The following is a 24,244-nucleotide window of genomic DNA, read 5'->3' on the forward strand; positions in this document are numbered from 1 at the left end:
GTAGAATTTGAATACGTCATAGTGAAAATCTCCTTATTAGTTGGTATCGGAACCCTAATAATACATGATTTTTCACTATGATGTTTTTTTATTTTTCAGGTGGCTAACTTGATTATAAAATTCGCGATTTTGATTGATTTATCAGTTAGGTAATGTATTCTATAGAGAGGATCAAATTTTGGAGGTGCGACCCATGAGTCGAATGGATCGATACAAAGACATACATGAAGAATCTCAACAAGCATCAAAGCAATCCCTCTTTCAACGTAAACGTAGAGAAGGAGAGAGGCGTTCTCAAAATAATCAAGAGCCATCTTTTTATGAAGAAAATACAGAACAACCTGTTTACAATATATCGAAAAAAAATAAAAAGAAAAAACAAGTCCCTTACAATAAAGGAGGGAAGCCAAAGAAACGTAAGAAGCACCGCTTTTTACGTTTTATCATCAAGCTGTTACTTTTGTTGCTTATTTATTCCGGATTTTCCTTCTTTTTAGGACAATTTGTGGCAAAAATGGATACAGATACTCCACAGCAGATGGAAACATTTAACGGCTTCACCTCTAGTAGCGGCGCAAACAATATTCTTCTGATAGGAAATGACAGTCGTGACGGCGAGACTGCCAGAGCAGATACGATTATGGTTTTACAACTAGATGGTCCTGCAAAAAAACCGAAATTAATTTCATTTATGCGTGATACCTTAGTGACTATTCCTGATGTTGGAGAGAACAAGATCAATGCTGCCTATGCATATGGTGGTGCGGAGCTGGTTCGAACAACACTTTCTCAGAATTTTGGGATTGAGGCTAAATATTATATGACAGTCGATTTCAAAACGTTCGAGAAAACGATTGATACGCTTTTCCCTAGTGGTGTCTACATCGATGCTGAGAAGGACATGAGTAAGTATATTGAAGTTGCTATTGAAAAAGGTCCTCAAAAAATGGATGGATTGACGCTGTTACAGTATGCACGTTTCAGAATGGACAAAGAAGGCGATTTCGGCCGTGTTAGACGTCAGCAACAAGTAATGAATGGAGTTTTTAGTGAGATGAAGAATCCACTTGCTATTTTGAAGCTTCCTTATGCAGCCGGAAAAGTATTAGGTTATACTTCAACAGACCTTTCTACAGCCTTCTTATTAAGAAATACGTTTTCGATCGCTAAAGGAGCAGGTGGCGTTGATCGCTTGAGTATCCCTGTCGAAAATTCGTGGAATTATGGTGAATCCTATGCGGTAGGAAGTTATATTATGGTGGATAGCGAAATGAACCGTCAGGCGATCCACGATTTTCTCGCAAAATAAGAGGAAGGACTTTCACAACGGAACCACTATATGCTATATTATATAGTAACGTTTGAAAATCTTTTGAAACGAGGATATAGAAAATTGAAATTAGCAATTGTTACTGATAGCACGGCATTTTTACCTGAAAAAATTCAAAAACATCCAGACCTATTTGTTATTCCAATTCCTGTGATCTTAGATGGAAAAATCTACAATGAAGGCATCGATATCAAAGCAGATGAATATTATGAACTGCTTAAAAATAGTCAAGAATTCCCAACTACTTCTCAACCTGCCTTAGGAGAGGCGCTTGAGTTATATGAATCATTGGCAAAAAAAGGCTACGATGCTGTGATTAGCATTCATCTTTCTTTAGGGATTTCTGGCTTTGTTAGAAATCTTCATACGATCGTTGATGCCGTAGATGGCTTGAAAATTCTTCCTTATGATTCAAAGATCACTAGTATGCCAATGGGCCATATGGTTGAAGCGGTATTAGATTTATCTGAAGCTGGTAAAACTTTAGAAGAAATTATTGATCATCTGGATATGATCCGAGACAATACGTATGCTTATATGATCGTTGATGACCTAGATAATCTAGTTAGGGGAGGGCGTCTGACGAATGGTGCTGCTCTTGTCGCAGGACTTTTGAAAATCAAACCTGTTTTGACCTTCGATGATGGGAAAATTGTGCTTTTTGAGAAAATTCGTTCTAGCAAAAAAGCCTTCAGTCGAGCAGAAGAGATTCTTGGACAACGAAAAAAGGAAATTGCTCGTCCCGTTAAGTTTTATGTTATTCATGCCAACAATTTAGAAGTGGCTATTGAAGAAAAAAGTAAACTTCAAGAAAAATATCCGGAAGTCCCAATAGAAATTGGTCATTTCGGTCCAGTAATCGGCACTCATTTAGGAGAAAAAGCAATCGGTTTTGCTATTTGTGCAAAATAATGAAAAACTCGCGAACTCGCGAGTTTTTTTAAACTCAATTAAACAATAATTTTATTATGTAAACTTAAAAAATTCAATTGAGAAAACTAGGAGGAAATGAATATGAGTATTCAGCTTGTGTTTTTAAGAGGTGTGATGCCATATGGTAAGAATCGTGTACCTATGAAAGATTTACAGGAACTACTTAGAGCGCAAGGATATCCTAATGCACGAACCTATCTGCATACTGGAAATATCATCTTGGAAACACAAGAGGATTCTTTACTCACAGCAGAAAAGATTCAAGAATTGATTCATACATTTATTGGTCCCAAGCTAGACGTTGTCGTTCGAACACCTGAAGAAGTACATGATATTTTAGAGAAAAATCCGTTTATAGAGCCTGTTTTTGATCTAAAAAGAGTATTTTTTTGCATGATGAGAGATGCAGCGCAGCATGAAAATCTGCAGCAAATCAACGAAAAGATCGCTGGTACGGACGAAAAAATTATTTTGTCAGAAAGCAACGCCTATTTGTATATTCCAGGTAATGCTGGCAGAAGTAAATTAAATAATCAATTAGTAGAAAAACAGTTTCAGACCGTCTCAACATCCAGAAATTTCAACACGCTTCATAAAGTTTTGACGATCGCAGCATCTTTTGAAAAAGAAAGCTGATAACCATATATGTGCTTAATTAAAAACCATGACTAATCAAACAGCATGGTTTTTAAATTAGTGAAGAAATAGTGAATTATCAGTTGTGAGAAAAATAATATGTAAGATAATTATAAAGTATTGGTTTTAAAATAACTAAAAACAATTCTGCTGAATAAAATTAAACAAACGTAACAATATAGAAATAACGTAAAGGAACCAAAAGAAGGTTGACCAACAGAAAGAACAAAATGCTGTTAGACCGCTAAAAGTTTGAATGTAACTTTGTATAATATATATTATGTAAACTAGAATATAGAATTTTAATTACACGATACAAATGCCTAGCGTGTCGCCATTCCCCTACATCATATGGTCAAAAGCTTACAAGTTTCTGACTATTGGCAACAAAAAAAGCACTCAAACTTCTTGAATGCTTTTCCAATATTGATTTAGTTTTTTTGCTATAGATGTTAAGAATAACTGATTGTTAGTTTTTTATTATTTTTTCGTCCAATTTCATACATAGTATCTATGTTCGGTTCTGCATTTCCAAGTTCAATATTTGCAATTGTTGATTGAGAAACTCCAACTTTCTTGGCAAATTCACGTTGAGAAAGTTTTTGCTCTGTTCTAAGCTCTTTAATTTGAACAGCTAAATCCATCTTAAATAATTCTTTTTCGAATTCTTCTCTATATTCTTGACTTTCATTTGCCAAATGTTCTTCAAGCCAATCATCAAAATAAATTGATTTTTTATCCATTTCATTTCCGTCCTCTCTCAAGAAAATACCTATATCTGATATTTTTAGCTTTTCTAATCTCTTTTGGTGGTGTTTTCTGTGTTTTCTTTGAAAATCCATGTGTGAGATAATATCGGTCATTCTCTATGTGAAAATAGATTCCTCGTTGTGTATTGCTCCCTAATGTTGATCTTATCTCAAATAAGTTATCTTCTAATTTCTTTATCCACTTCATTTTTTTAGCAGTTTCAATCCCTTTTGACTCAATAGAGAAAATAGTTGAAGCTAATTTCAATCTATCCTTTTTTGGAAGATTTCCTAAAAACTCCTTAAAGTCTGGGGACATTTCAAATTTCATTCTTACACCTACCTTTATGATATTGTACGCACTATCAAAAGTCAACTGATAAACTATCTGCACATTAATAATATCGTATTCCTACATTCTATTTTTATATACGTATATTTTCAACATTATATTCAATATTCTATTAAAAAAATAAGTACTCAATAAGGCGTTTATCCTGGCCAGATCAGCAATTGTCGTCTCTGCGTTTATCAAAATCGCCCATAAAGTATCTCTCTGTTGAGTTGTATACTCTGTATCTTCAGGCTTTATGTCAATACTCTCAAGTTGATTGGCAATCCAAGCGACAATTTACTTTTCTTCAGGTAATTCTAAGTCTTCAGATTGTTCTGTTGAATTTTTTCTTCATTAATAGTCTCCCCTGTATCAGGTATCTCTTTAATTGGAAAACTGAACTCATTTGGAATTTCAGGTTCTGAAGTTTGATCAGAAACATCTTCATCCGCATAAGTAGTTGAAACAACAGGTGCCACGGTACTAAGTAGTATCGTGGTACTAAATAAACTTGTTCAAATTTTCTTTTTCAAAACACTCACCAGTCTTTGATAAAAGACAAAGAAAAAGCACTCAAATTTCTTCTTTGAATGCTTGAATCATGTAATCTGTAGATCTTTCTAAAGAATAAAATATATTTGTCATTCTGTCAGGTGTCTTATAGTCGGGTAAATATTGCTTCGTTGTGACGTTTACAGAATTATTCATTAATAGCAAATTCTCTATGATCTTTTGTCAAAACGGCTGCTGTAATGTCAATGTTAAAATAATCATTTATTAATTGTTTCAGTTCTACCATAGCAGCATCAGCTCTTATAGCTTGACCTACATTGATTGCTTCAATCACTAATATGGCATTTTTTGTGTCATTTTGAAGCATAGTTCTTTGTGCCTCGCGCCAGTTTAAACAACGACAAATAGCACCTAAGTCATCATAATATATAATTTCATCAGCTAATGCGGGGGAATCCTTGTCTGCGCCTAAAGGAAAGAAGGGCTCCCCTCCCTTAGCTTTTCCTAAATGCAAGTCTCCTTCAATCGTATCTAAGTCTTCTCCACCCATTGGAACAGCATATTTCATCGAAACACTATTATACATATCAACTAAAGGATTGATTGGCAAAAATTCGCGACCTTGATTGACTCTCTTCAATAACGCTTCAATAGAAGAACGTGCACCCTTTTTGGTTTTGAACTTTTGAAAAGCTTCACGCCACTCTTGAATCACCGGATTGTTACTAAATGTTTCATCGGTCAAAAATTTTGCGGCTTCTTGCTTACTCTCATTCAATAATTGGACAAAATAATCCTGGGTATCTGGTTCTATGGACTGATCAATATTTTGCGCAATGAGAAGATGGATTTGCGCATCAGGAAAAATTTCCCAAAATTCTGAATCTATCATTACTTTAGTCATGGTAGGTCCCCTTCTATTTTTTAGTCTAGCGAAATCAATCGTGTTTCCTTTTAATACTCCCGTTTGTTGCCATTTTTTACATACATCCATTCAAATTCAATGTTATTCTTCATCTTAGTTAATAACTTTTTCATTGTTTGAACTTCATCTTCGTTAAAATTTTCTAAGGCGACCTTATTCGAATGTTTATTTTCCCTCAGTATAAATAAGGCAGCCTGTTTGCCGATCTCAGTTGTATAAAGACGTCTGATTTTCTTGTTGCTATCATCAGGTCTTTTTTCAATAAAGCCGTTTTCTTCTAATTTTTTTATCGCTCTGGAGGTAGTCGTTCGATCAATTTTAACTAATTCAGCCAATCTTTCTGGTATGATACCCTCGTTTTCATAAATACGAACCAAATAAATATACTGCCCTTTGGTTAAGGCTAATTCCTTGAACTCTATATTAGCTATAGAATCAAGTGCTCTTGCTATGATCCCTAAATCTCTTAAAATATCTTCCATTCACTTGTGCCTTTCCTTCTATATATTTAATTTATTCAAATGATACACTACTTTTATTGCAAATACAACATGTATCTCTTATATAATATGAGTGCTTCTTTGTTTTTTTATGTGCTACGTCTCTCCTCTTTTTTAGTCAAAAAAAGTATGAAGGAAAAATCCCTTCATACCTCATTAAAAACGATTCAAATAACGCAATTAACTGGATATCAAATATAGCTTAGATCTCTAACTCTTTCCACATTTCATCTAAACTAAACTAGAGTATGCTTTGCTACCAGATAAGTCTTCCTCTAAAGCAGCAATTGTTTCTTGATTTAGTTTGCGAGGCAGTCTAACATCAAAGGGCAATCCCTTGTTCAAGACAATTTGCTGGTAATAAAGTGTCAAAGCAGTTGCGCGGTCCAAACCTAAATTCTCTAAAATTGCTTCAGCTTCGTCTACTAATTCATGGTCGAGTTTTACTTGCAACAGCTTCATAAGCATCCTCCTTAGGTAAGTGAAAACTATCCTTGAAAATTTTTTCTCATAAGGTTGAGATCACCTAATTTTTCAGTGAAGCCCCATTTTTCATAAAAAGACATTTTATCTGACTTACAATACAATTCAAAGCTCTGAACAGACTGAAGTTTCGGCTGTGTTATTATCTGATCTAACAGTAATCCCCCTAACCCTTTTCCTTGGTAATCCTCATGGACGATCACATCTAATATGAGAGCTTTATAAACAAAATCTGAAAGAACACGAGCAAAACCAATCAGCTTATTCGTCTCATTGTCACATATTCCGATAAGAACATCTGTGTTTTCAAGCATTCGCAAAACATCTTCAAATTTTCGTTTATCTGACCACCACTCCTGCTTATATAAACCGTAGAGGTCATCGACATGCTGTCCATCTATTGTTGTAATTATATGGTAACTCATATGTTTCAGTCCTTTCATCAATCAAATTAGTTTAAATTTCTACGATTATACCATATATTTTAGGAGAAACCTTCTCTTTTAAACATATCATTACACATAAAAAATAGGTATGAAAGAATTTATCTCCCATACCTCGATCAAAGTTATTTAAATAAATCTGCGTATGTCTAATGCTAATTTTTCTTAGTCCTGTGAAAATCGGAAATAAAGATCCTTAGGCGCTTGATATCAGAAATTGTAAGTGAACCGATTTTATGAGTCTCAATACTTCTCTTTGAAAGCTCTACTTTATTGCCAATATCGATCCATGACGGTTTAGTCAGACCCGAAGACTTCCAATCGATGATCTGGAAATACTGCCTTTTGATTTTTGGAGATTTATTGGTATATTTTGAGGTAATCGGATAAACAATCAATGTGTCTTCTGTGTCTAAAATGACAGCAGCTGGACGTGTTTTCCCTCCGTTGTTCGCCGAAAAACCAATAAAGGTAACAACTATATCATCTGGAAAAAAATTGCTAGCCATTAATATTCTCCGTACTCTTCATCGTACCATTCTGCAAAATCTGTTTCATTCTCAAATTTATGAGTGATCGCTTGTTCGGAAACGATTTCTCGGAGAGTTTCCATCTCCTTTTGTTTTTCACTTAAAGAAAAATCAAAAGGTACTTTGTCTTGAGCGTCGATTTGGATAAATAATGCTTGAACAACAGTACTTGTATTTAAACCCATCATAGCCAGTTTACGTGAGACACGTTCTTTTAGTTCTTTGTCCATACTGACCTGTAATCTATCTTTAGTCGCCATAATGCCTCTCCTTTTAATCATATTTGATTATATTATACTCAATCGTACTCAAATTAACAACTAAAGAATGATTTTTAACTCCTTTTGAGTTCCATTTTATTAAACTTTTAACCTTTCAAAAGACGCTAACAGTGTTGATATCCTCTCTTTGCTTATCACTCTCTCTTGTCCATAATTAAAAAACTAGTGACCGTTTTTGATTGTTCATTTCTCTGTACTACCTACTTTTTGTAAAAAATAGAGTTTCGTGCTTGAACTAAAATTAAAAGTAAAAGAACACTCAGGATGAAACTTGGAAGGATATAAGAAACATTGTAGATAGTTGCATACAACCAAACTGGTTGGTCAGCTGGTGCACTCGCACCAAAATAAATCATGGCAGACAGATTATGAAAAACCAATCGTAAAAAACTACCTGTGAGACAGCCTAAAGTAATATATACAACAGCTTTGGTTTGACTCTTTTGTTCGACAGCCTTTCTGATAAGATTTGCTGTCAAGGCTGAACACCCGACTGCTGTAAACGCTAATGGATAATCTAATAATGCTTGAAATGGATGAATGATATAGGCACCCATTATTAGTTGTAATAAACCAAATACCCAGCCAGTAGCAACCCCTCCTTTCCAGCCCCATCTAAAGGACATCATGAAAATCGGAACCATTTGAAGAGAGATACTTCCTCCTTGTCCCCAAGCACTGAATGAAAATAAATCCAATACAACGGCGATTGCTGAAAAAAGTGCCATTTCAATCATAAATAAAACCTTGCGATTTGTTTGCATAGCTTTTCCTCCTAGAAAAAATTGCAACAAAAAAACAATGTTCAACGGTCACCAAAAAATGAACATTGAACATTGTTCCCTACGCGAGGTTTACCTCACAGGTTCAAAGAGTTTGGAATCCTCCATCTCAGCTTTATCAAAAGCACCCCATAACGCTACGATTTGTTTTTTTATTGTAAAGTTATTATAAGTGGATATTTTTAATAAATCAATCCAAATTCTAACGTAGCACTTTAAAACCAATTAGTGCCTCAAATTGCTATGCCCATTCTTTGGCAACATCCACCCAAGCTTTTGCGGCAGAATATTTTTCTAATTCTCCAGGTGTCAGCTGAACCGCGCTGTGATCATCGCCAGCAGCAGGATAGATCCAATCGAACCGTTTCAAGGATTCATCCAAAAAGACATTAACATTTGGATGTATCGCAAAAGGACAGACCCCACCAGGTGAATGACCGATTGCCTCCTCTACCCGATCTCTTGAGATCAATTTTGCTCTTTTTCCAAAAAACGATTTATATTTTTTATTATCGACTTTTACGTCACCAGCCATCACTACAAGAATTGACTCATCCTCTAAAGAAAAAGACATGGTCTTGGCAATATTTTGTGGCTGACAACCTAGTGCTTTGGCTGCTTCTTCAACGGTTGCACTGGATTCATTTAATATTTTTATTCGATCCTCCATACCTATACTGGAAAAATAATGTTTCACTTGATCTAAAGACATATAATCCCTCCAAAAAATGATAATTAATAGAAAAAACTTATCTATTATCTTAACATAGGTAGACTGATGATAGGAGTCTTTTGATTATTTCTCAAAAATCTTTGAGAGTATTTTAGCTAGACGAATTTCTTGAACTACCATTAGACAAGGTGTACGCTAAAGATAGAATATAGAAAAATGGAGGGATCGGTAAATGAAAGCTATAAAGATGAGTCAAACTGGTGATCCAGAAGTCCTGCAGCTGGTAGAGACCAAGGAACCTGAAGTAGATAAAAATGAAGTGATGGTCAAACTTTATTTTGCGGGTGTCAATCCTTTTGAAACTTATATACGGGCAGGAGGCTATGCCTTCTTTTCACCTGAGCTTCCTTATATCCCAGGTTTTGACGGTGCAGGTGAGATCGAAAAAATCGGCAAGGAGGTCCAAGGTTTTGCTGTGGGTGACCGAGTTTTTGTTGCCTCTACCCTTTCTAAAACAACAGGGACCTATGCGGAAAAAGTTGTTTGTGGTGCAGATGCTATTCGCAAACTTCCCTCTTTTATGTCTTACGCAGAAGGAGCAGCGATCGGCGTTCCTGCGACCACAGCGTATAAAGCACTCTTCCAAAGAGGAAGACTCGCCCAAGGAGAGAAAGTGCTGATTCACGGTGCTTCTGGTGGTGTCGGGATGCTGGCTGTCCAAATGGCCAAACATCAGGGCGCCTATGTCATCGGGACTGCCGGTAGTGCTGAAGGAATGGCTGCCGTTAAGAAAAATGGCGCCGATCTGGTGTTGAACCATCATGAGTCCGAGTATTTGAAAAATATCTCAGAGGTCGATCTGATCATTGAGATGCTGGCGAACGAAAACCTGACCAATGATTTACGTGTAATCAATACATTCGGAAGAATTGTGGTCGTAGGTAACCGAGGAACACTCGAATTTGATCCAAGACAAACGATGGCCAAAGAAATCGATATTTTAGGAATGGCTGTTTGGCATTATCAACCTGCAGGCTATCAGCATTGTTTAGATGAGATTGAAAAAATGCTGGATCAAAAAGTTCTCACACCAGTGATTGGCAAGACCTATCCATTGGAAGAGGCTTCCCAGGCACAGTATGATATCATCCATTCGAAGGCTCAAGGAAAAATCTTGCTGGAAATCCAACCAGACTAAAGCAAAATCAAAACCTCCAGTGTGAACTGGAGGTTCGTTCTTCGGCTGAAAGCCTCTTTTACCGGCCATAGCCTAAAAGGCTTCCTGAAAAATTTCCCGCTTGCACCACTTTTACTCACTGATCCTTAAAGAATCTCTTTCACTTCTTCTTGTTTTTTTTGTCCTGTAAACGGATCATACTCTTCAAACAGTGTGAGCTGATCCGCTGTATAATCTTCTTGTACTTGATTTCGAATGTATTCTTCAATCTGCTTTTTATTTCTTCCTACTGTGTCCACGTAATAACCTCTACACCAAAATTTCCTGTTCCCATATCGATACTTCAAATTCGCATGTCTATCAAAAATCATTAAGCTACTTTTACCTTTTAGATAGCCTACAAAGCTTGACACACTATATTTTGGTGGGATGCTTACGAGTAAATGGATATGATCTTTGCACGCATTTGCTTCGAGGATCTCCACTCCTTTTCTTTCACATAATGTTCGGATAATCTCACCTATACTTTTCTTATACTTCCCATAAATCACTTGCCGTCTATACTTGGGTGCAAAAACAATGTGATACTTACATTTACATGTTGTGTGTGATAAACTTTCATTAGCCTTTTTCATAATAGGCACCTCCTAAGTTGATGGATGTGGTGGTCGGGAAACCAATTTCATCTTATCATCTTTAGGAGGCTTTTTTAATACCTCGCTTGAAGCTCTTGGGAACCCCCGGCATAGCCAGGGGTTTTCAATACACATAACGAAAGAAAAAGCAAGCGACGTCCGCTTGCTTTTTCTCTTACAAATCTACACGGTCAAAAGATTTCGCTGACAAATAATAACTACACAGCATACTGACACTGTAAACGATCATCCCTATCAGTAAGATCGGAAGCTGACGAAGTAGCATCGCACCTTCAACACTGTCCAACCACGTAAATGCCGGGAAATGTACTAGTACTTCCATAATAGTCACAGCAATAACGGTCGGAATGATTGCCACTAAGAAAGCCCAGCCAGACTGATAAGCTGTTTTAAAAAAGACCGGCAGAAAAAGACTATTGAACAATGCAAAGATACATAAACCGAAGCCATAGTAAGCAACATTCGGTTCAATTCCTACAGGATTATTCGCGAACCAATAATTGCGTAAAACAGCAAAAGGAACGGAAATCAATAACTGGGTCAATTGTGTCACGACCAACAATAAACATTTTGCCTTCACGATATCCCGCTTTTTTACCGGCAGCAGAGAAGTATAAAAAATGTCATTGGTTTCGCGACCATACATAAAGGTGATATAGGGTGCCAAACAACCAAAAATAAAGACCATGCCATAAGGATACTCCGGCACAATGACCAATATGCCCAACAAAGCAAAGATGAATAAATTAGGATGTGCTGCTAAACGCAGTTCTTTATATAATAGATTGATAACCATGGGTCCCTCTTTCTGAACGAATCATGATCTCTTCTAAAGATAACGACTCCTCTTCTTCTGTTTTTAACGGATCAAAGAAGCGAATGAATGCCTCTTTCTCATCGCTGTGAATCATTTTTCCTTGTTGAATGTATGTGATATCATCGGCACACTTTTCTAAGTCTGATGTGATATGCGTGGAAAATAAAATACTGCGTTGTCCATCTGCAACCAGCTGGCGGAACAATGCCAACAGCTCATCACGCGAGACAGGATCTAACCCACTTGTCGGTTCATCTAAAATCAATAATTTCGTTTCATAGGATAAGGCGATCGCAATCAAGTATTTGACTTTCATTCCCGATGACAATTCCTTTACTCGTTTCTGTGGATCCAAAGCAAACAATTGCAAATATTTTTGATGTAATGATTCATTCCAATTGGGATAGAACTGTCGAGTTACTGCCGTGATATCCTTCAATTTTTTATTTTTGTAAAAATCGATTCCTCCCAGAACCACGCCGATTTGTTGCTTACAGCTTTGTTCCTGTTGCAGGAAATCTTTGCCAAACATCTCGACCTTTCCGCTATCTACGTGAATCATGTTCAAGATCGCTTTCAATGTCGTAGATTTTCCAGCTCCATTTTTCCCAATCAATCCCATGATCCTACCGGGTTTCACTGAAAAATCAATATCCTGTAAAATAAAGTTGGGATAATGCTTGGTAATGCCATTTACTGATAAACTGTTCATAACTTTTGCTCACTTTCATTTAAAAATATCGTCGACTGCTTGACCAGTCATTCTCAGAAATGTGTCACTGCTGATCAAAGCCAGTCCAGCTGTCACAGGATTGGTGTCCCCTAAAACAACCAGAGTGTCCCCAGCTTGCAGATGAAGCAGATCCCGCGCTCTTTTAGGAAGAACGATCTGTCCTCTCTCACTGATCGTGACTGCGCCAAAGATATGCTTGTCTTTAGGTCCGATCGGAACACCCGATTCTCTTGAGTCATAGCGGACAAGATCATTCAAGGACACATCAAACAGATCCGCTAAGGCTTCACAGTTCAATATATCCGGCAGAGACTGTCCATTTTCCCATTTTGCGACCGCTTGTCGAGTGACACCGACTTTTTCTGCCAATTCTTCTTGTGACAGATTCTGTTTGCTGCGGAGATGACTGAGATTCATCGCAATATTTTGTTTCGTATTTTTCATACTTTTCACACTCCATACTATAATCATAACTGATTGATCTAGATTTAAAAGCAAGCGACAAGGACAGATTTTGTTCGTTTTAGTTGCCTGAATCACTACCTTCTTCATTATACCTCGTTAGCCCAGTAGTTTTGAGACAAAAAAAGATAGAGAAGAAAATGATTCCTCCCTATCTTTCCCGATAACTATTGATTCCCGAGTGGTTGACGTGCTCTTCCCATGTCGATCTGTTCCTTTTTAGTGATTTCCATTTTCAGACGATCAATAGGACTGTCTGCTAATTTTTCTGCTAGTCCTTTTGCAAATTCAAATTCTTCTGTAGCACCTGCCAACAATCGATCAAACCATTCCTTGATCTCGTTTGGATACAGATTTCCGCCGACAGAAGACAAACGATGATAACCTAATGCCACTTTTTCAGCTAAGTCTGCTTCACCACCAGCATAAATATAAAAAGGTTGCTTCTGAGATACATCAAATTGAAGGATTTTTTGAGGATCTCCGGCTTCCTTTATCCCGATGACATTTGAATGACGAAAAACTTCATTCAAAAGCTCAGCATCAGCATCCACGCCTATTCTTCGAGGATTATTGTAAAGAATAACAGGTTTTTCCGTCACTTGAAGAATACTCTCTATATAGCCTTTTAGCTCTGCTTGATTCGGAAGGACATACGGTGGAAAACCTAATAAAATACCAGACACAGTCTGTAAATCATTGATGTATTTGGTTAGTTCGACCGCTTCCTTTTGTCTGATACTAGCGACACCAAAAAGAATTTCAAAATCCCTATGCCAACGATTTTCTTTTTCGACCGCTTCAAGCAAGCTCATTTTTTCCTGTAAAGTCATACTGTGTTGTTCACCCGTTGTACCGCACATCAATACTGAATGGATCCCTTGTTCCTGCAAGTACAAGATATGCTCGATTGTGGCAGAAGAATTCACCTCTTCTTTTTCATCGAATGCCGTTGGTACTGCAATATGGTAGTTATGTTTTAGCTCAAAATCCATTTGACACCCCTTATTCTAAAAATAAACATGCTCGTCAGTTTATTTGATAACCATTTGCCTTTAATACTTTTTCAGCTTCTTCAAAATCAGCGGTCTTCACAAGAATGTAATCAGTATTAAACGTCGATACTGCAAAAATACTAATGTCACTTTCTGCTAGCAAGGTTGAGATCTTAGCCAAAATACCGACTAAACTAAAATCCAAAATGCCTTCGATCTTAAACATTTTCCAATGATCTTCTCGAGCGATCGTTTCAAAAGAAACGCAGTTCGTTGGTAAGACAACAGAGATTTCTTCTTCAGTTTTTCCTATGAACAAAGGATCAATCGAAAAATCTATTTTTTCCATGCTTGAAACTTGGACAACAGAAAATTCATCAGACAAAACGTTTAATAGCATATAGATCCTCTCCTCACTCATTTCATTGGTAGTTCTGTATTTAGTTTAATTCGTATTTTAAAAATTGACAATCAAAAAGAAAAAAGAGGCTTGCGCAGCCTCTTAATCGATCACTGGAAGATTGACTCTTAGCATATAAGAATCTCCCAATGGTTCATACATATCTTCATCCATATTGCTCAAAAAAGCGCTGACTAGCAAATTAAGGGGAGCATCTTTATCTAAATCAGAAAAAATCATGACCATTTGAGAAGTCGCTCCAGACTCAATATCAGCAAAAAACTCATATTCTGACAACTCATCCGACATGACCATCCCACCGTCACTCGGCATACGATCCTCTCCATTTTGCGAGGCAGCAAATAGTATCGGCATAGATAGCGTAATATCGGTATTATTCGTTATTGAATAAACAAGATAGTAAAGATCCTCATTATCCATCAAAGGTCTAAAATCATCAAAAGTCACAACCAGCTCTTCGTTTTCTCCAAAAGTCACGGTATCACCGATGCGAGACTCCTCAAGCGGCCAACCTAAAGTATTGACTCCAATAAAACGATAATCCATCATTTCCACGACCTCCACATTTTCGATGTAGAGTCGCGGAACAGAGACCTCGTTCCCTTCAGCGTCATCATAGGTAAAGATATCAACAAACTGTGCATCTGCGGTTATTCCTACAGGAGCTGCATGACCAGCTAATAAAAACTGTAGATCATTTTCGATAAAATAATCTGAACCGACAGTATCTTTAGGTAAGATACCTAAATACATTTGGTCGTCATCGCCCTGATGCACGATCCAGATGGTGTACACATTCTCTTCTTCCAAAGCCGCAACCCCAAGACCACTGACCTCTAATTCCATATCAGTAAATTCATCAGGATCACTCATCATTTCCTCATAAGGCATGACGTCATAGTCTAGTTCAACATTGGTATCATGGACGATCTCAACTGGCGCTCCAGAACCTCCGGCTGCACTCGATACCGTTGAATAGGACGGATATTTTTTTCATCATAGACTTTTCCTCCTCTTCGCGGTATTATCTGTCATTTCACAATCTATATATTAAATTATAAGGGAATCCCCCTATAATAGCAAACGCTCCCATTTTGAACTGAGGCGAAAATTGTCAAAGAAAAAATGAGCACTGATTCAGACTTTCTCAATCAGCGCTCATCCCCTTATTTTTTCAATGCTTGAATTTTTTGTTTGATCTCATCTCTTACTGCTCGAAATTGTTCGGCGATCTCGGCTTCACTTCCCTGTGCCTTTGCCGGATCCTTCACCCCCCAGTGGAGATGAGTCGCTGTCTTTGGAATAACTGGACAATTATCTTTTGCATCGCCACAAAGTGTGATAATCAAATCTGCCTGCGCAAAATAATCCGGATCAATCAATTCTGAGATCTGATCGGTAATATCAATCTCGTCTTCTGCCATTATCTTAACAGCTCTTGGGTTCAAGCCGTGTGTTTCAATTCCTGCACTGCGGACTTCCACTCCTTGTTCAGAGAGATATTTCTTTCCATAGGCCTCCGCGATTTGACTGCGGCAAGAGTTTCCCGTACATAAAAAATAGATTTTTTCCATCTTTTCCTCGATTCTTGATCAACTAGATTCAGCTGTGTCTTTTTTTGTTATTTCTTTCATGCCATAACTTAGAACCCCTTGGCAAGCTTTTCGCACACTTGTCCCTTTAAGGTATTTGAATCAACTGCATCTCAACATGGGGTGATCCTTCAAAAATAAAAGGCTCTCCAATCACTTCAAAGCCAAATTTTTCATAGAATGGAACGACTTGTTCCTGTGACTCGATCTCGACTTTTTGATTAGGATAATTGCTTCTACATACGTCTAATACCTGTTCCATCAAGTACGTTCCTTGCCCCGTACCTCTTAATGCTTTGCTGATCACGACTCTTCCAAAAGTCACATGCTCATTGGTTTGAAATACTCGGGCGTAGCCTTCAACTCTTTGCGTATCCGGATTGTGATAAAAGATGTGATACGCGAGAAGATCCTTGTCGTCTACTTCATGATAGATTCGCTCTTGTTCGATCACAAAGGTATCGATCCGCAACCGTAAAATTTCTAAAAGCTCTAGGCTAGATAGTTCTTCCAATGTTTTGATTTTCCACACAAGGATTCCTCTTTTCTTTCATTTCCTGTACAATAGTCTTGCAACTACAAAGACAGGAGAATGGTTATGAATCAAACAGATATTGCTTTATTTAGATTAATCGGTTCGATTTCCCGCAAAGCAACCACCGATATGAATCAGCTGGCGGCTAGCTATCAGCTCGACAATAATTTATTTCTCTACCTCATACGGATCGTTGAAAATCAGGGCATCTCTCAAGCGGAGCTAGTCAATCTGATGAATGTCGATAAAACCACTTTGAGTAGAGCGCTCAAAAAACTTGAGCAAGAGGATTATCTTCTAAAGAAAAGCAATCCTGAAAACAAACGATTCAATCAACTGTTTCCAACAGAAAAAACCAAAGAACTCTACACGATCCTCTCAAAGCTAGAGCAACAATATATTCAAACTGCTTTGGTGTCGCTGGATCACTCAGAAAAAGAAGTGTTGCAGCAGCTATTAAATAAAATAAACCTTTCTCTGTAAGTACGTGTCTATTTTATCATATACAGTTGCAAATGCAACTGTATAGTAACAGGTCTCTTTAACTATTGCTTTTCAATAGATTTTCTTTTAAAATTAACGAAAAAAATAATTCTCTGTCTTACAAAAAAGGAGGTCAAGCGCATGAGAATCAATGTTTTGCAACACACCCCTAACGAAGGACCTGGCGCGATCAAAGCATGGTCTCAAGCCAATGGGCACGACATGTATGTCTACCATCCATATCAATTTGCCGGGCTTCTGCCAACCGCTGAAGAAACGGATCTATTGATTATTTTAGGCGGTCCGATGAGTCCCAATGATGACCTAGCGTGGATCGCGGAAGAACGTCAGTTGATTCGCACGCTTATCGAGAAGAATGTTCCTATATTTGGTGCCTGTTTTGGTGCACAACAGATTGCTAAAGCAGTCGGTTGTGGAATCTCAAAAGCACCTTATAAAGAAGTCGGCTGGGCACCGGTCTATCTACGATCAAATCAGATTTCCGACATCCCTGATCAACTCCTAGCCTTACATTGGCACGAAGAAATGTTTGAAATCCCTGAAGGAGCAGAGCTACTTTTCAGTAGCGATCTGGTCGAAAACCAAGGATTCATTATGAATGACCAAATCCTTGGATTACAGTTTCATTTTGAACCAGAGCAGGATGATCTACGAGAGATCGTGATCAACGATGCTCAATATGCTGATGACAAAAATGCCCTTCAACAATCACCCGCAGTTATTATAGACACGCAGGTGCCCGCTGAAAATAGAAGTGTGATGTTTGCTTTGTTGGACCACATAACAGCTTAAACTCCGAGCAATAAACAGAACCTATGATGTTCAAGTCATAGGTTCTATTCTTTTGTATATTTGTTAGAAATTTATACAGTAGTATCATATACTTTTCTAAAACCAAGGACATCTTCTGTAAAGCCCATCCTTTGATAGAAATGATGAGCTGCTTTACGGTGTCCTGAAGAGACTAAAAGAGCATACTGACACTGTTTTTCTTCAGCAAAGACATCCAAAGAATGCATCAAGTTTTTTCCGATCCCATTTCCTCGCAAACGTTCTTCCACGATAACATCTTCGATCACTAAAAAAGGCGCAGCCAGTGTTTGACAGCAAATCCCTAAGGCTGTTCCTAAAACCTGATCCCCTTCTTTGGCAACAGCTAAGTAATAAGCAGTATCATGGATCATTTTTTGATAGATAGCCTCGGCATCCTCCAATGTCAGTTCAAAGGGAACCAACTTTTGATGTAAGGCAACGATCTGAGGCAGATTCTCTCTCGTTGCTTTTTCGATTTTCATTTTAGTAAGCGCTCCTTTTCTTTGTTTAATCAATTGGAATTAAAAATTCACACTTCTTTTTCTCTCCAATTTCCTCTTTATATCTCTCCAATATCGGATGTTCTCGCAAAGATAATTTGTTTTGCAAAACTGTTTCTTCAAATGACGACCAAAAAGATTGGACAGCCTGCGTAGTGTGAGGCATCGAAAAAACGGCATATGTTCCACCCGAAAAGTTTCCTGTATCGATTCGTGAATCGTCAGGAATTTCCTTCTTTGTAAAAACGACCAAGTCATAACGACAAGCTTCTGCTGCTATCTTTTCCGGATCATCTTGAGCAATGCAGATGATGCCATTTTCCAATACTTCTTTCCAAAAGTCATTTTCAAGCAACCACTGCTTAAAATCAGTCATCATCTGGAAATTTTTTGAAGTACCATAAACACCGGTTGCTCTCATATACACAAACTTTGAATCTCTTAGTTTCTCTATTTTATAGGTCATATTGTTCCTTCCCTTTCAAAAAAAGTGGAAGATTGGCCAATCATTCCTCGTGACAAAAAAGTCCAACTGTCCTTCACTTGAAGACAATTGGACTTTTTTGTCACGCTGAATGGGACAATCTATCATCAGGATGTCATTTTTTTCAAAAAAATCAGTTTTTTGCTGACAATATTTCTTTAAGAACTTTGTAAAAATTCCTTCTTTATTTATAACAGAAAGAATTCTATTCGTTTGTTGATTCTTAGCAATTTCCAGAGAAAACACTTTTAAAAAAATAACGATTAAAAATAGCTGTTCTCTCTTTTCATAGAAAAAAAGGTCGCTTTATATGTAAACTAAAGGTAAACATTGTAAATTTACCGTTAGTTTTGTTAATTTTTGGTCTATTCAAGCCTTGGTAATTAAGCTATAATGAAATTTGCATATTGTAATTATTGGAGGAAAAATATGATTTCTACAGCAGTCACACAATTATCTGATATACACTTTAATGTAATTTTAGGAGGCTTTGGTTTATTTCTTCTTGGCATCAAATTTTTAGGAGACGGTCTTAGAGACGCCGCTGGAACAAAAGTCCGCGACTATATCGAAAAATACACAGGAAGTCTGTGGTCATCGATTCTTGTCGGAACAGTCATCACTGCTTTGATGCAATCGAGTACTGCCGCAACAGTGATTTCTATCAGTTTGGTTCGTGCCGGTCTGATGTCGCTTAGACAAGCAATAGGGATTTCTATTGGTGCTAATCTGGGGACCACTGTAACCGCTCTCATCATTGGGCTGAATGTCGAAGAACTTGGTTTCTATTTTATTTTTGTCGGTGCTTTGATCCTATTATTTGTTTCTCGACAGTTTTATAAAAGCGTCGGTTTCATCATCTTTGGTTTTGGGATTACATTTGTCGGCTTAAAAATCATGGGTGAGCAGCTAGCTCTCTTACAACATTTGCCTGAATTTGAGAACTTTATACGTGTTACATCAGAAAATAATTGGCTAGCTTTGTTAGCTGGTACAGTCGCGACTGCAGTGATCAATTCATCCACTGCCGTGATCGCCATTGTCCAACAGCTTTATGGCAACAGTGAAATGACCATGGCAGCTGCTTCGGCCTTTGTCTTTGGTTCAAACATCGGAACCACTTTGACCGCTTTACTGGCATCCTTTGGTGGATCTGTTTCTACAAGACGTGCAGGCTGGTTCCACGCGATCTATAATATTTTAGGCGCTGTGATCATGATGTTCCTGATCGTCCCTTACTCCGCCTTTGTCGTTTGGTTGAATGGTATCATGGGAGGCTCTCCGGCAATGGCTGTCGGTATCAATCACTTTGTTTTTAATTTGATCTTCACCTTTGCGATCATTCCATTCGTACCGATGTTTATTCGCTTATTGGAATGGATCATCCCAGGAGAAGACAAGATCAAAAGCCGCGAGAAAATCCAACCGTTGGATTACGACTTGGTGGAACACTATCCTGAAGGCGCCATGCAGCTTGCCCAAAAAACGATCTCTCAAATGGCTGATCTGGTTCTAGAATCCTTTGAGACGACAAATGACTATCTTAAATCTAAGGACAGTGAAGACTTTGATGTGATTCAGCAGTTAGAAGAAATGGTCGATGATCTGGACAACAATCTAACTCGCTACCTATTAGCAATCGTCAAACGCGGCGAAACCAATGTGATCACACAAGACTACACTAAGAATCTAGAAAGCGTAAAAAGTCTGGAACGTATTAGTGATCTGAATATTGATTTGGCTGAATTTTATAAGCAAATCTATGAAAACAAAGAAGAATTTACGAAAGAGGCTCTGGAAGACTTGGAGTCGATGTACAAAATGGTCCTTGAGCTGTTGAAGGAAAGTATTCAAATGCTCAATGACAACGACACCTCGGGTTATGAGAAACTAAAAGAAGCCGAAGATTACTTGCGAACTGTAGAGGAAGAGTTCCGCGACAAGCATTTCACTCGTATGGCAGAAGATATCTGTAATACAAAAGTAGCTAGTAGTGTATATGTAGATGTCTTGGTGAAACTGCAACGGGTCGGTGATCATAGCTTGAGAATCGCTAGATACGTCAATGCCGCAGCAACTGCTGACACATCCTTCAAGCAAGAACTATTAGCGCATAATTGATTCATCCAAAAAAGCTCTTTAAACGATTGACGTTTAAAGAGCTTTTTCTATTGATTATTTAACTGCCTGCTCATCTCTGATCGATACAGGTTTGTCTATTATTTCTTTGTAAATCATTGCCTGTACAAGATTTTTCTTGTCAAACTGCATCTTTCGTTCTCTCTTGGTTCTCAAAGAAGAGGTCGCTTTAGACGTTTTTTCAACACGAAGCTCATTCCTTGGCTGTTGTTCAAGGGAACGACTTGCAGTATGAAATTGACGCCCTCTCTCAACTTGAGCGGCTTGTAAACGTTCCTTGGTTCGCTGCTGCTTTGCTCGTTGTTCAGAAGTTAGTGTCTGAGTAACAGGCTGCTGTTTTTTTACACGTTGTTGAACATGCGCATTTCTTTGATTTTTTTGTTGTTCCTCTTCATACACCTGCTGAAATTCGGTCTTCATTTGTTGTAAAAACCCTTTATTTTCAGCATTTCGCTGAGGAGTCTTGTTCGAAGCTCGAAGATTTTCTCCACTTTTTTGATTTTTATTTTTGTTGTTTTGTGCTTTGAACATTCGGCTTACAAAAAGAATCATAATGATCAGCGGAGCGAAACCAACGATAAACTGAATGAGTGTACCGATAAGAATAAACATACTATCACGCTTCTTCGTCTGATTGATCTACCTGTCCAGAAATAGATTCTCTCATTTCTGTATCTGCATTGATATTTTGTAATTTGTAGTAATCCATCACGCCTAGATTTCCTTGACGCAAGGCTTCTGCCATTGCCAATGGAACCTCAGCTTCGGCTTCCACTACTCGAGCACGCATTTTTTGAACTTCTGCACGCATCTCTTGTTCTTGAGCGATCGCCATTGAGCGTCGTTCTTCCGCTTTCGCTTGGGCGATGTTTTTGTCTGCCTCTGCTTGGTCAGTTTGTAACTCTGCCCCAATGTTTCGGCCCACATCAACGTCTGCAATATCGATTGACAGAATTTCAAATGCTGTCCCTGAATCCAGACCTTTGCTCAAAACAGTTTTAGAAATCGAATCAGGATTTTGTAAAACGGCTTCGTGTTTCTCAGAAGAACCTACTGTTGTAACGATCCCTTCACCTACACGGGCAATGATTGTATCTTCTCCTGCACCACCGACTAATCGTTCGATGTTGGCACGTACAGTTACTTTCGCTTTTACGATGATCTCGATCCCGTTTTTCGCCACTGCTGAAATTTTTGGTGTCTCAATGACTTTTGGATTTACAGAGACCTGTACCGCTTCAAAGACATCACGACCTGCTAAATCGATCGCTGCGGCTTTTTCAAACTCCAAATCAATATCTGCACGTTGAGATGCAATCAGTGCATCGATTACACGATTGACATTCCCTCCCGCTAAATAATGGGCTTCCAGCTGATTGGTTGAAAGAATCAATCCGGCTTTAGTCGCTTTGATCAACGGTTGGATGATCTTTTGCGGATTCACTCTTCGTAAACGCATTCCAATCAAGGTACCAATACTTACTTTTACGCCAGAGAAATAGGCTGTTACCCATAATCCGACGGGCACGAATCTCAAGAAAAGCATTAATAGAACGACGATAAGTGCCGCAATAATGATCAATCCAATGTATCCTACACCTGCTTCTGGCTGTCCATAATAATTCATTATTTCACCCTCCATCTTCTTGTTTGTATTCTCTTACTAAAATCTTTGTTCCTTGAATCTTGTCAATAATGATCGGTGTACCACTGGAAATCAGTGTTTCTATGCTCAAGACATCAAATATTGGGCCACTTTCTTCACCAAAGGTTGCTTTTCCAGAAGGCCTTAGAGATGTCTGCGCTTTACCGATCAATCCTGGTTGTAGGCTAAGCTGTGTTTCTTCCGGTTTTACCTCAACATTTGTTTCAAGATTCGTTTGTAAAATCAATTTATTCACATTTGCTAAAGAATAACCTCTTTTAACCAGATAAACCACTAGTCCAGTTGTAATGACAACGGCCATGCTCAAATCCCGAACTGTTTGGCCTAGATCACCGATTGTCCAGTACAAGCCAGCAATGAGCAGGATTGCCCCCAGTATTCCGGCTATTCCGAATTCGGGAATAAAAATCTCAAAAACGATCAAGAGAAGTCCTAATACAAACAGCATGAGGGGTAGCCAGTTCTCTACTCCACTAAAATAAAAGTACAAAGAGAAACTAACAAGTGTCACAAGAGATGACAGCTTAGTGAAGGGCGTGAGTATCGCCAATACTATCCCGACAAATCCGATCGTGAGTAATAAACTTTCCATAGTCCTCGCCTCCTTTATTGAATATTCCCTCTGATTTAATCATATCATGTTCTATTAAGATTGTCATAAGGCTAGAGAAGTATTCCTGTTGGGAAATCGCAAAGAAAACACTCTTTATAGAGCTTCGCTTTCAAAAGCGGAATTTACAAGCTGTTGTATCCTACCTTGAAACTTTAAGAGTAGTTAGACATGAATATCCAGTAGTCTGACATTTTAACAAGGAACGGATCATTTAAAAATATGTATTGTTTTTTTATAAAATAGTCTCGCAAAAATTAGGGACTCTCTATTTTATTTTCATTCATATTTTTAAAGATTTCTTTGACATATGGAACAATATTTTCTTGTCTTAACTCTTCTAAAGAATGGATCTATCTGTATTCTAAATGCTCCTCGGGATCAAGGACAATGTTCATCTCTGAATCCGTTTCTTTTATCTCTCCCTCGTAAACTAGTCGGGTAAAAATAGTGTTTTTTTGTTTATCTAAGTTACTATCTTCGTGAATAATACTTTTAATCATTATATGAAGGCCCACTTCTTCAAGTATTTCTCTTAAAACTTCCTCACTTGGCAATTCCATGTCTTCAACACTTCCACCGGGTATATCCCAGTATAATGGATAAACATTCTTTTTACCCCGTTTAATGTTAGAACGTTTGTTTAGTAAATACTGATTCTTGTTACTTATTAATGCATGTGAAATTAGTTTTACTCTCAAAAATGGACACTCCCATATAAGTACATATTCATTTCTACTAATTATACAATATCCGGCATAGAACTAATTCATTCCATCTATCTCTTCAAAAATCTGGATTTTTTCCAATCCAAAATTTCAAGAACAAGTTAGCCACTTTTTGAAAAAAGTGAAATTCGTATGTTATTGCTAAGTATCAGTGTTGATTTGATAATGAGTAACGCCATGATAGTCTGATTCATACAGGCTGGTATTGCCAGCCTTCCCAGACGGAAGTCATGGTGCGAGAGGCTCGTTGTCAAATCAACTAAGCGTTTGCTTCAGTGCTTGTTCAAACGCTGTTTGTGG

The 24,244-nt window shown here is 37.8% G+C and carries 31 protein-coding genes, 1 pseudogene and 1 riboswitch; of the genes and pseudogenes, 7 read left to right on the top strand and 25 right to left on the bottom strand.

Annotated features, from left to right (window positions below):
* Nucleotides 1–193: 193 nt before the first annotated feature.
* The 3 genes from ACWODM_RS14825 to ACWODM_RS14835 all read left to right on the top strand — a co-directional run bounded on the left by ACWODM_RS14825 (nt 194) and on the right by ACWODM_RS14835 (nt 2,899).
* Nucleotides 194–1,309 carry an LCP family protein gene (locus ACWODM_RS14825; RefSeq protein WP_455322122.1) on the top strand — a complete coding sequence of 372 codons (1,116 nt, stop codon included), beginning with the start codon at nt 194–196 and terminating at the stop codon, nt 1,307–1,309.
* A gap of 84 nt (nt 1,310–1,393) precedes the next feature.
* Complete coding sequence (locus tag ACWODM_RS14830; protein WP_455322123.1) at nt 1,394–2,242, top strand: DegV family protein; 849 nt, start codon at nt 1,394–1,396, stop codon at nt 2,240–2,242.
* A 102-nt stretch (nt 2,243–2,344) separates the two neighbouring features.
* The gene (locus ACWODM_RS14835; RefSeq protein ID WP_455322124.1) at nt 2,345–2,899 is read left to right on the top strand and encodes a DUF1697 domain-containing protein; all 555 of its coding nucleotides are present in this window, start codon (nt 2,345–2,347) and stop codon (nt 2,897–2,899) included.
* A 452-nt stretch (nt 2,900–3,351) separates the two neighbouring features.
* On the opposite strand, the gene ACWODM_RS14840 is transcribed toward ACWODM_RS14835, so the two are convergent.
* From ACWODM_RS14840 to ACWODM_RS14885, 10 genes are all read right to left on the bottom strand, one after another.
* On the bottom strand, nt 3,352–3,642 hold the full coding sequence (locus ACWODM_RS14840) for a helix-turn-helix transcriptional regulator (RefSeq protein ID WP_455322125.1): 291 nt from the start codon (nt 3,640–3,642) through the stop codon (nt 3,352–3,354).
* 1 nt (nt 3,643) lies between these two features.
* Nucleotides 3,644–3,979 carry a type II toxin-antitoxin system RelE/ParE family toxin gene (locus ACWODM_RS14845; RefSeq protein ID WP_455322126.1) on the bottom strand — a complete coding sequence of 112 codons (336 nt, stop codon included), beginning with the start codon at nt 3,977–3,979 and terminating at the stop codon, nt 3,644–3,646.
* A gap of 703 nt (nt 3,980–4,682) precedes the next feature.
* Nucleotides 4,683–5,399, bottom strand: coding sequence for a B3/B4 domain-containing protein (locus tag ACWODM_RS14850; protein WP_455322127.1), 717 nt, complete (start codon nt 5,397–5,399; stop codon nt 4,683–4,685).
* Between the two features lie 50 nt (nt 5,400–5,449).
* Complete coding sequence (locus ACWODM_RS14855; RefSeq protein WP_455322128.1) at nt 5,450–5,902, bottom strand: MarR family winged helix-turn-helix transcriptional regulator; 453 nt, start codon at nt 5,900–5,902, stop codon at nt 5,450–5,452.
* Between the two features lie 249 nt (nt 5,903–6,151).
* Complete coding sequence (locus ACWODM_RS14860) at nt 6,152–6,382, bottom strand: type II toxin-antitoxin system RelB/DinJ family antitoxin (protein WP_455322129.1); 231 nt, start codon at nt 6,380–6,382, stop codon at nt 6,152–6,154.
* Between the two features lie 26 nt (nt 6,383–6,408).
* Nucleotides 6,409–6,828, bottom strand: a complete 420-nt coding sequence (locus tag ACWODM_RS14865) for a GNAT family N-acetyltransferase (protein WP_455322130.1) — start codon at nt 6,826–6,828, stop codon at nt 6,409–6,411.
* Nucleotides 6,829–7,001: 173 nt separating this feature from the next.
* Nucleotides 7,002–7,355, bottom strand: a complete 354-nt coding sequence (locus ACWODM_RS14870) for a type II toxin-antitoxin system PemK/MazF family toxin (protein ID WP_455322131.1) — start codon at nt 7,353–7,355, stop codon at nt 7,002–7,004.
* Nucleotides 7,355–7,636 (bottom strand): type II toxin-antitoxin system RelB/DinJ family antitoxin, encoded by a 282-nt coding sequence (locus ACWODM_RS14875; RefSeq protein ID WP_455322132.1) that lies wholly within the window; start codon nt 7,634–7,636, stop codon nt 7,355–7,357. The genes ACWODM_RS14870 and ACWODM_RS14875 overlap by 1 nt, the downstream gene beginning before the upstream one ends.
* Nucleotides 7,637–7,857: 221 nt before the next feature.
* Nucleotides 7,858–8,421 carry an energy-coupled thiamine transporter ThiT gene (gene thiT, locus ACWODM_RS14880; RefSeq protein WP_455322133.1) on the bottom strand — a complete coding sequence of 188 codons (564 nt, stop codon included), beginning with the start codon at nt 8,419–8,421 and terminating at the stop codon, nt 7,858–7,860.
* Between the two features lie 58 nt (nt 8,422–8,479).
* Nucleotides 8,480–8,581: riboswitch (TPP riboswitch) on the bottom strand.
* A 99-nt stretch (nt 8,582–8,680) separates the two neighbouring features.
* On the bottom strand, nt 8,681–9,151 hold the full coding sequence (locus ACWODM_RS14885) for a YbaK/EbsC family protein (RefSeq protein WP_455322134.1): 471 nt from the start codon (nt 9,149–9,151) through the stop codon (nt 8,681–8,683).
* 193 nt (nt 9,152–9,344) lie between these two features.
* On the opposite strand from ACWODM_RS14885, the gene ACWODM_RS14890 reads away from it, so the two are divergent.
* Nucleotides 9,345–10,310, top strand: a complete 966-nt coding sequence (locus ACWODM_RS14890) for an NADPH:quinone reductase (protein WP_455322135.1) — start codon at nt 9,345–9,347, stop codon at nt 10,308–10,310.
* Between the two features lie 125 nt (nt 10,311–10,435).
* Here the strand turns inward: ACWODM_RS14890 and tnpA are convergent, their stop codons facing one another.
* From tnpA to ACWODM_RS14935, 9 genes are all read right to left on the bottom strand, one after another.
* Nucleotides 10,436–10,924 carry an IS200/IS605 family transposase gene (gene tnpA, locus ACWODM_RS14895; RefSeq protein ID WP_455322136.1) on the bottom strand — a complete coding sequence of 163 codons (489 nt, stop codon included), beginning with the start codon at nt 10,922–10,924 and terminating at the stop codon, nt 10,436–10,438.
* Between the two features lie 175 nt (nt 10,925–11,099).
* On the bottom strand, nt 11,100–11,741 hold the full coding sequence (locus ACWODM_RS14900; protein ID WP_455322137.1) for an ABC-2 transporter permease: 642 nt from the start codon (nt 11,739–11,741) through the stop codon (nt 11,100–11,102).
* Nucleotides 11,719–12,474, bottom strand: coding sequence for an ABC transporter ATP-binding protein (locus ACWODM_RS14905; protein WP_455322138.1), 756 nt, complete (start codon nt 12,472–12,474; stop codon nt 11,719–11,721). The genes ACWODM_RS14900 and ACWODM_RS14905 overlap by 23 nt, the downstream gene beginning before the upstream one ends.
* 15 nt (nt 12,475–12,489) lie before the next feature.
* Nucleotides 12,490–12,939 carry a helix-turn-helix domain-containing protein gene (locus tag ACWODM_RS14910; protein WP_455322139.1) on the bottom strand — a complete coding sequence of 150 codons (450 nt, stop codon included), beginning with the start codon at nt 12,937–12,939 and terminating at the stop codon, nt 12,490–12,492.
* 185 nt (nt 12,940–13,124) lie between these two features.
* The gene (locus ACWODM_RS14915; RefSeq protein WP_455322140.1) at nt 13,125–13,952 is read right to left on the bottom strand and encodes a dihydrodipicolinate synthase family protein; all 828 of its coding nucleotides are present in this window, start codon (nt 13,950–13,952) and stop codon (nt 13,125–13,127) included.
* Nucleotides 13,953–13,986: 34 nt separating this feature from the next.
* Nucleotides 13,987–14,352, bottom strand: coding sequence for an ACT domain-containing protein (locus tag ACWODM_RS14920; protein ID WP_455322141.1), 366 nt, complete (start codon nt 14,350–14,352; stop codon nt 13,987–13,989).
* Between the two features lie 102 nt (nt 14,353–14,454).
* A complete protein-coding gene (locus ACWODM_RS14925) occupies nt 14,455–15,246 on the bottom strand; it encodes a hypothetical protein (protein WP_455322142.1) in 792 nt (263 codons plus the stop codon).
* A gap of 293 nt (nt 15,247–15,539) precedes the next feature.
* Nucleotides 15,540–15,947, bottom strand: coding sequence for an arsenate reductase (thioredoxin) (arsC, locus tag ACWODM_RS14930; protein WP_455322143.1), 408 nt, complete (start codon nt 15,945–15,947; stop codon nt 15,540–15,542).
* 106 nt (nt 15,948–16,053) lie between these two features.
* Nucleotides 16,054–16,497, bottom strand: coding sequence for a GNAT family N-acetyltransferase (locus tag ACWODM_RS14935; RefSeq protein ID WP_455322144.1), 444 nt, complete (start codon nt 16,495–16,497; stop codon nt 16,054–16,056).
* Nucleotides 16,498–16,563: 66 nt separating this feature from the next.
* Between ACWODM_RS14935 and ACWODM_RS14940 the strand changes: the two genes are divergently transcribed.
* Both ACWODM_RS14940 and ACWODM_RS14945 read left to right on the top strand, forming a co-directional pair.
* Complete coding sequence (locus ACWODM_RS14940; protein WP_455322145.1) at nt 16,564–16,983, top strand: MarR family winged helix-turn-helix transcriptional regulator; 420 nt, start codon at nt 16,564–16,566, stop codon at nt 16,981–16,983.
* A 141-nt stretch (nt 16,984–17,124) separates the two neighbouring features.
* Entirely contained in the window at nt 17,125–17,796 is a 672-nt protein-coding gene (locus ACWODM_RS14945) for a type 1 glutamine amidotransferase (RefSeq protein ID WP_455322146.1), read from the top strand.
* A gap of 71 nt (nt 17,797–17,867) precedes the next feature.
* Here the strand turns inward: ACWODM_RS14945 and ACWODM_RS14950 are convergent, their stop codons facing one another.
* Together ACWODM_RS14950 and ACWODM_RS14955 are read right to left on the bottom strand one after the other, a co-directional pair.
* Nucleotides 17,868–18,299 (bottom strand): N-acetyltransferase family protein, encoded by a 432-nt coding sequence (locus tag ACWODM_RS14950; protein WP_455322147.1) that lies wholly within the window; start codon nt 18,297–18,299, stop codon nt 17,868–17,870.
* 25 nt (nt 18,300–18,324) lie between these two features.
* Nucleotides 18,325–18,783 (bottom strand): GyrI-like domain-containing protein, encoded by a 459-nt coding sequence (locus ACWODM_RS14955; protein ID WP_455322148.1) that lies wholly within the window; start codon nt 18,781–18,783, stop codon nt 18,325–18,327.
* Nucleotides 18,784–19,230: 447 nt separating this feature from the next.
* Here ACWODM_RS14955 and ACWODM_RS14960 point away from each other — a divergent pair, with 447 nt between their 5' ends.
* Nucleotides 19,231–20,922 carry a Na/Pi cotransporter family protein gene (locus ACWODM_RS14960; RefSeq protein ID WP_455322149.1) on the top strand — a complete coding sequence of 564 codons (1,692 nt, stop codon included), beginning with the start codon at nt 19,231–19,233 and terminating at the stop codon, nt 20,920–20,922.
* Nucleotides 20,923–20,976: 54 nt separating this feature from the next.
* On the opposite strand, the gene ACWODM_RS14965 is transcribed toward ACWODM_RS14960, so the two are convergent.
* The 4 genes and pseudogenes from ACWODM_RS14965 to ACWODM_RS14980 form a co-directional block, all read right to left on the bottom strand.
* Nucleotides 20,977–21,552, bottom strand: a complete 576-nt coding sequence (locus tag ACWODM_RS14965; RefSeq protein WP_455322150.1) for a hypothetical protein — start codon at nt 21,550–21,552, stop codon at nt 20,977–20,979.
* 4 nt (nt 21,553–21,556) lie between these two features.
* Nucleotides 21,557–22,567 carry a flotillin-like protein FloA gene (gene floA, locus ACWODM_RS14970; protein WP_455322151.1) on the bottom strand — a complete coding sequence of 337 codons (1,011 nt, stop codon included), beginning with the start codon at nt 22,565–22,567 and terminating at the stop codon, nt 21,557–21,559.
* Between the two features lie 4 nt (nt 22,568–22,571).
* Nucleotides 22,572–23,198, bottom strand: coding sequence for a hydrolase (locus tag ACWODM_RS14975; RefSeq protein WP_455322152.1), 627 nt, complete (start codon nt 23,196–23,198; stop codon nt 22,572–22,574).
* Between the two features lie 275 nt (nt 23,199–23,473).
* Nucleotides 23,474–23,917, bottom strand: a pseudogene (locus ACWODM_RS14980) (NUDIX hydrolase).
* Between the last annotated feature and the right edge of the window lie 327 nt (nt 23,918–24,244).

This window comes from Enterococcus olivae, assembly GCF_053760925.1.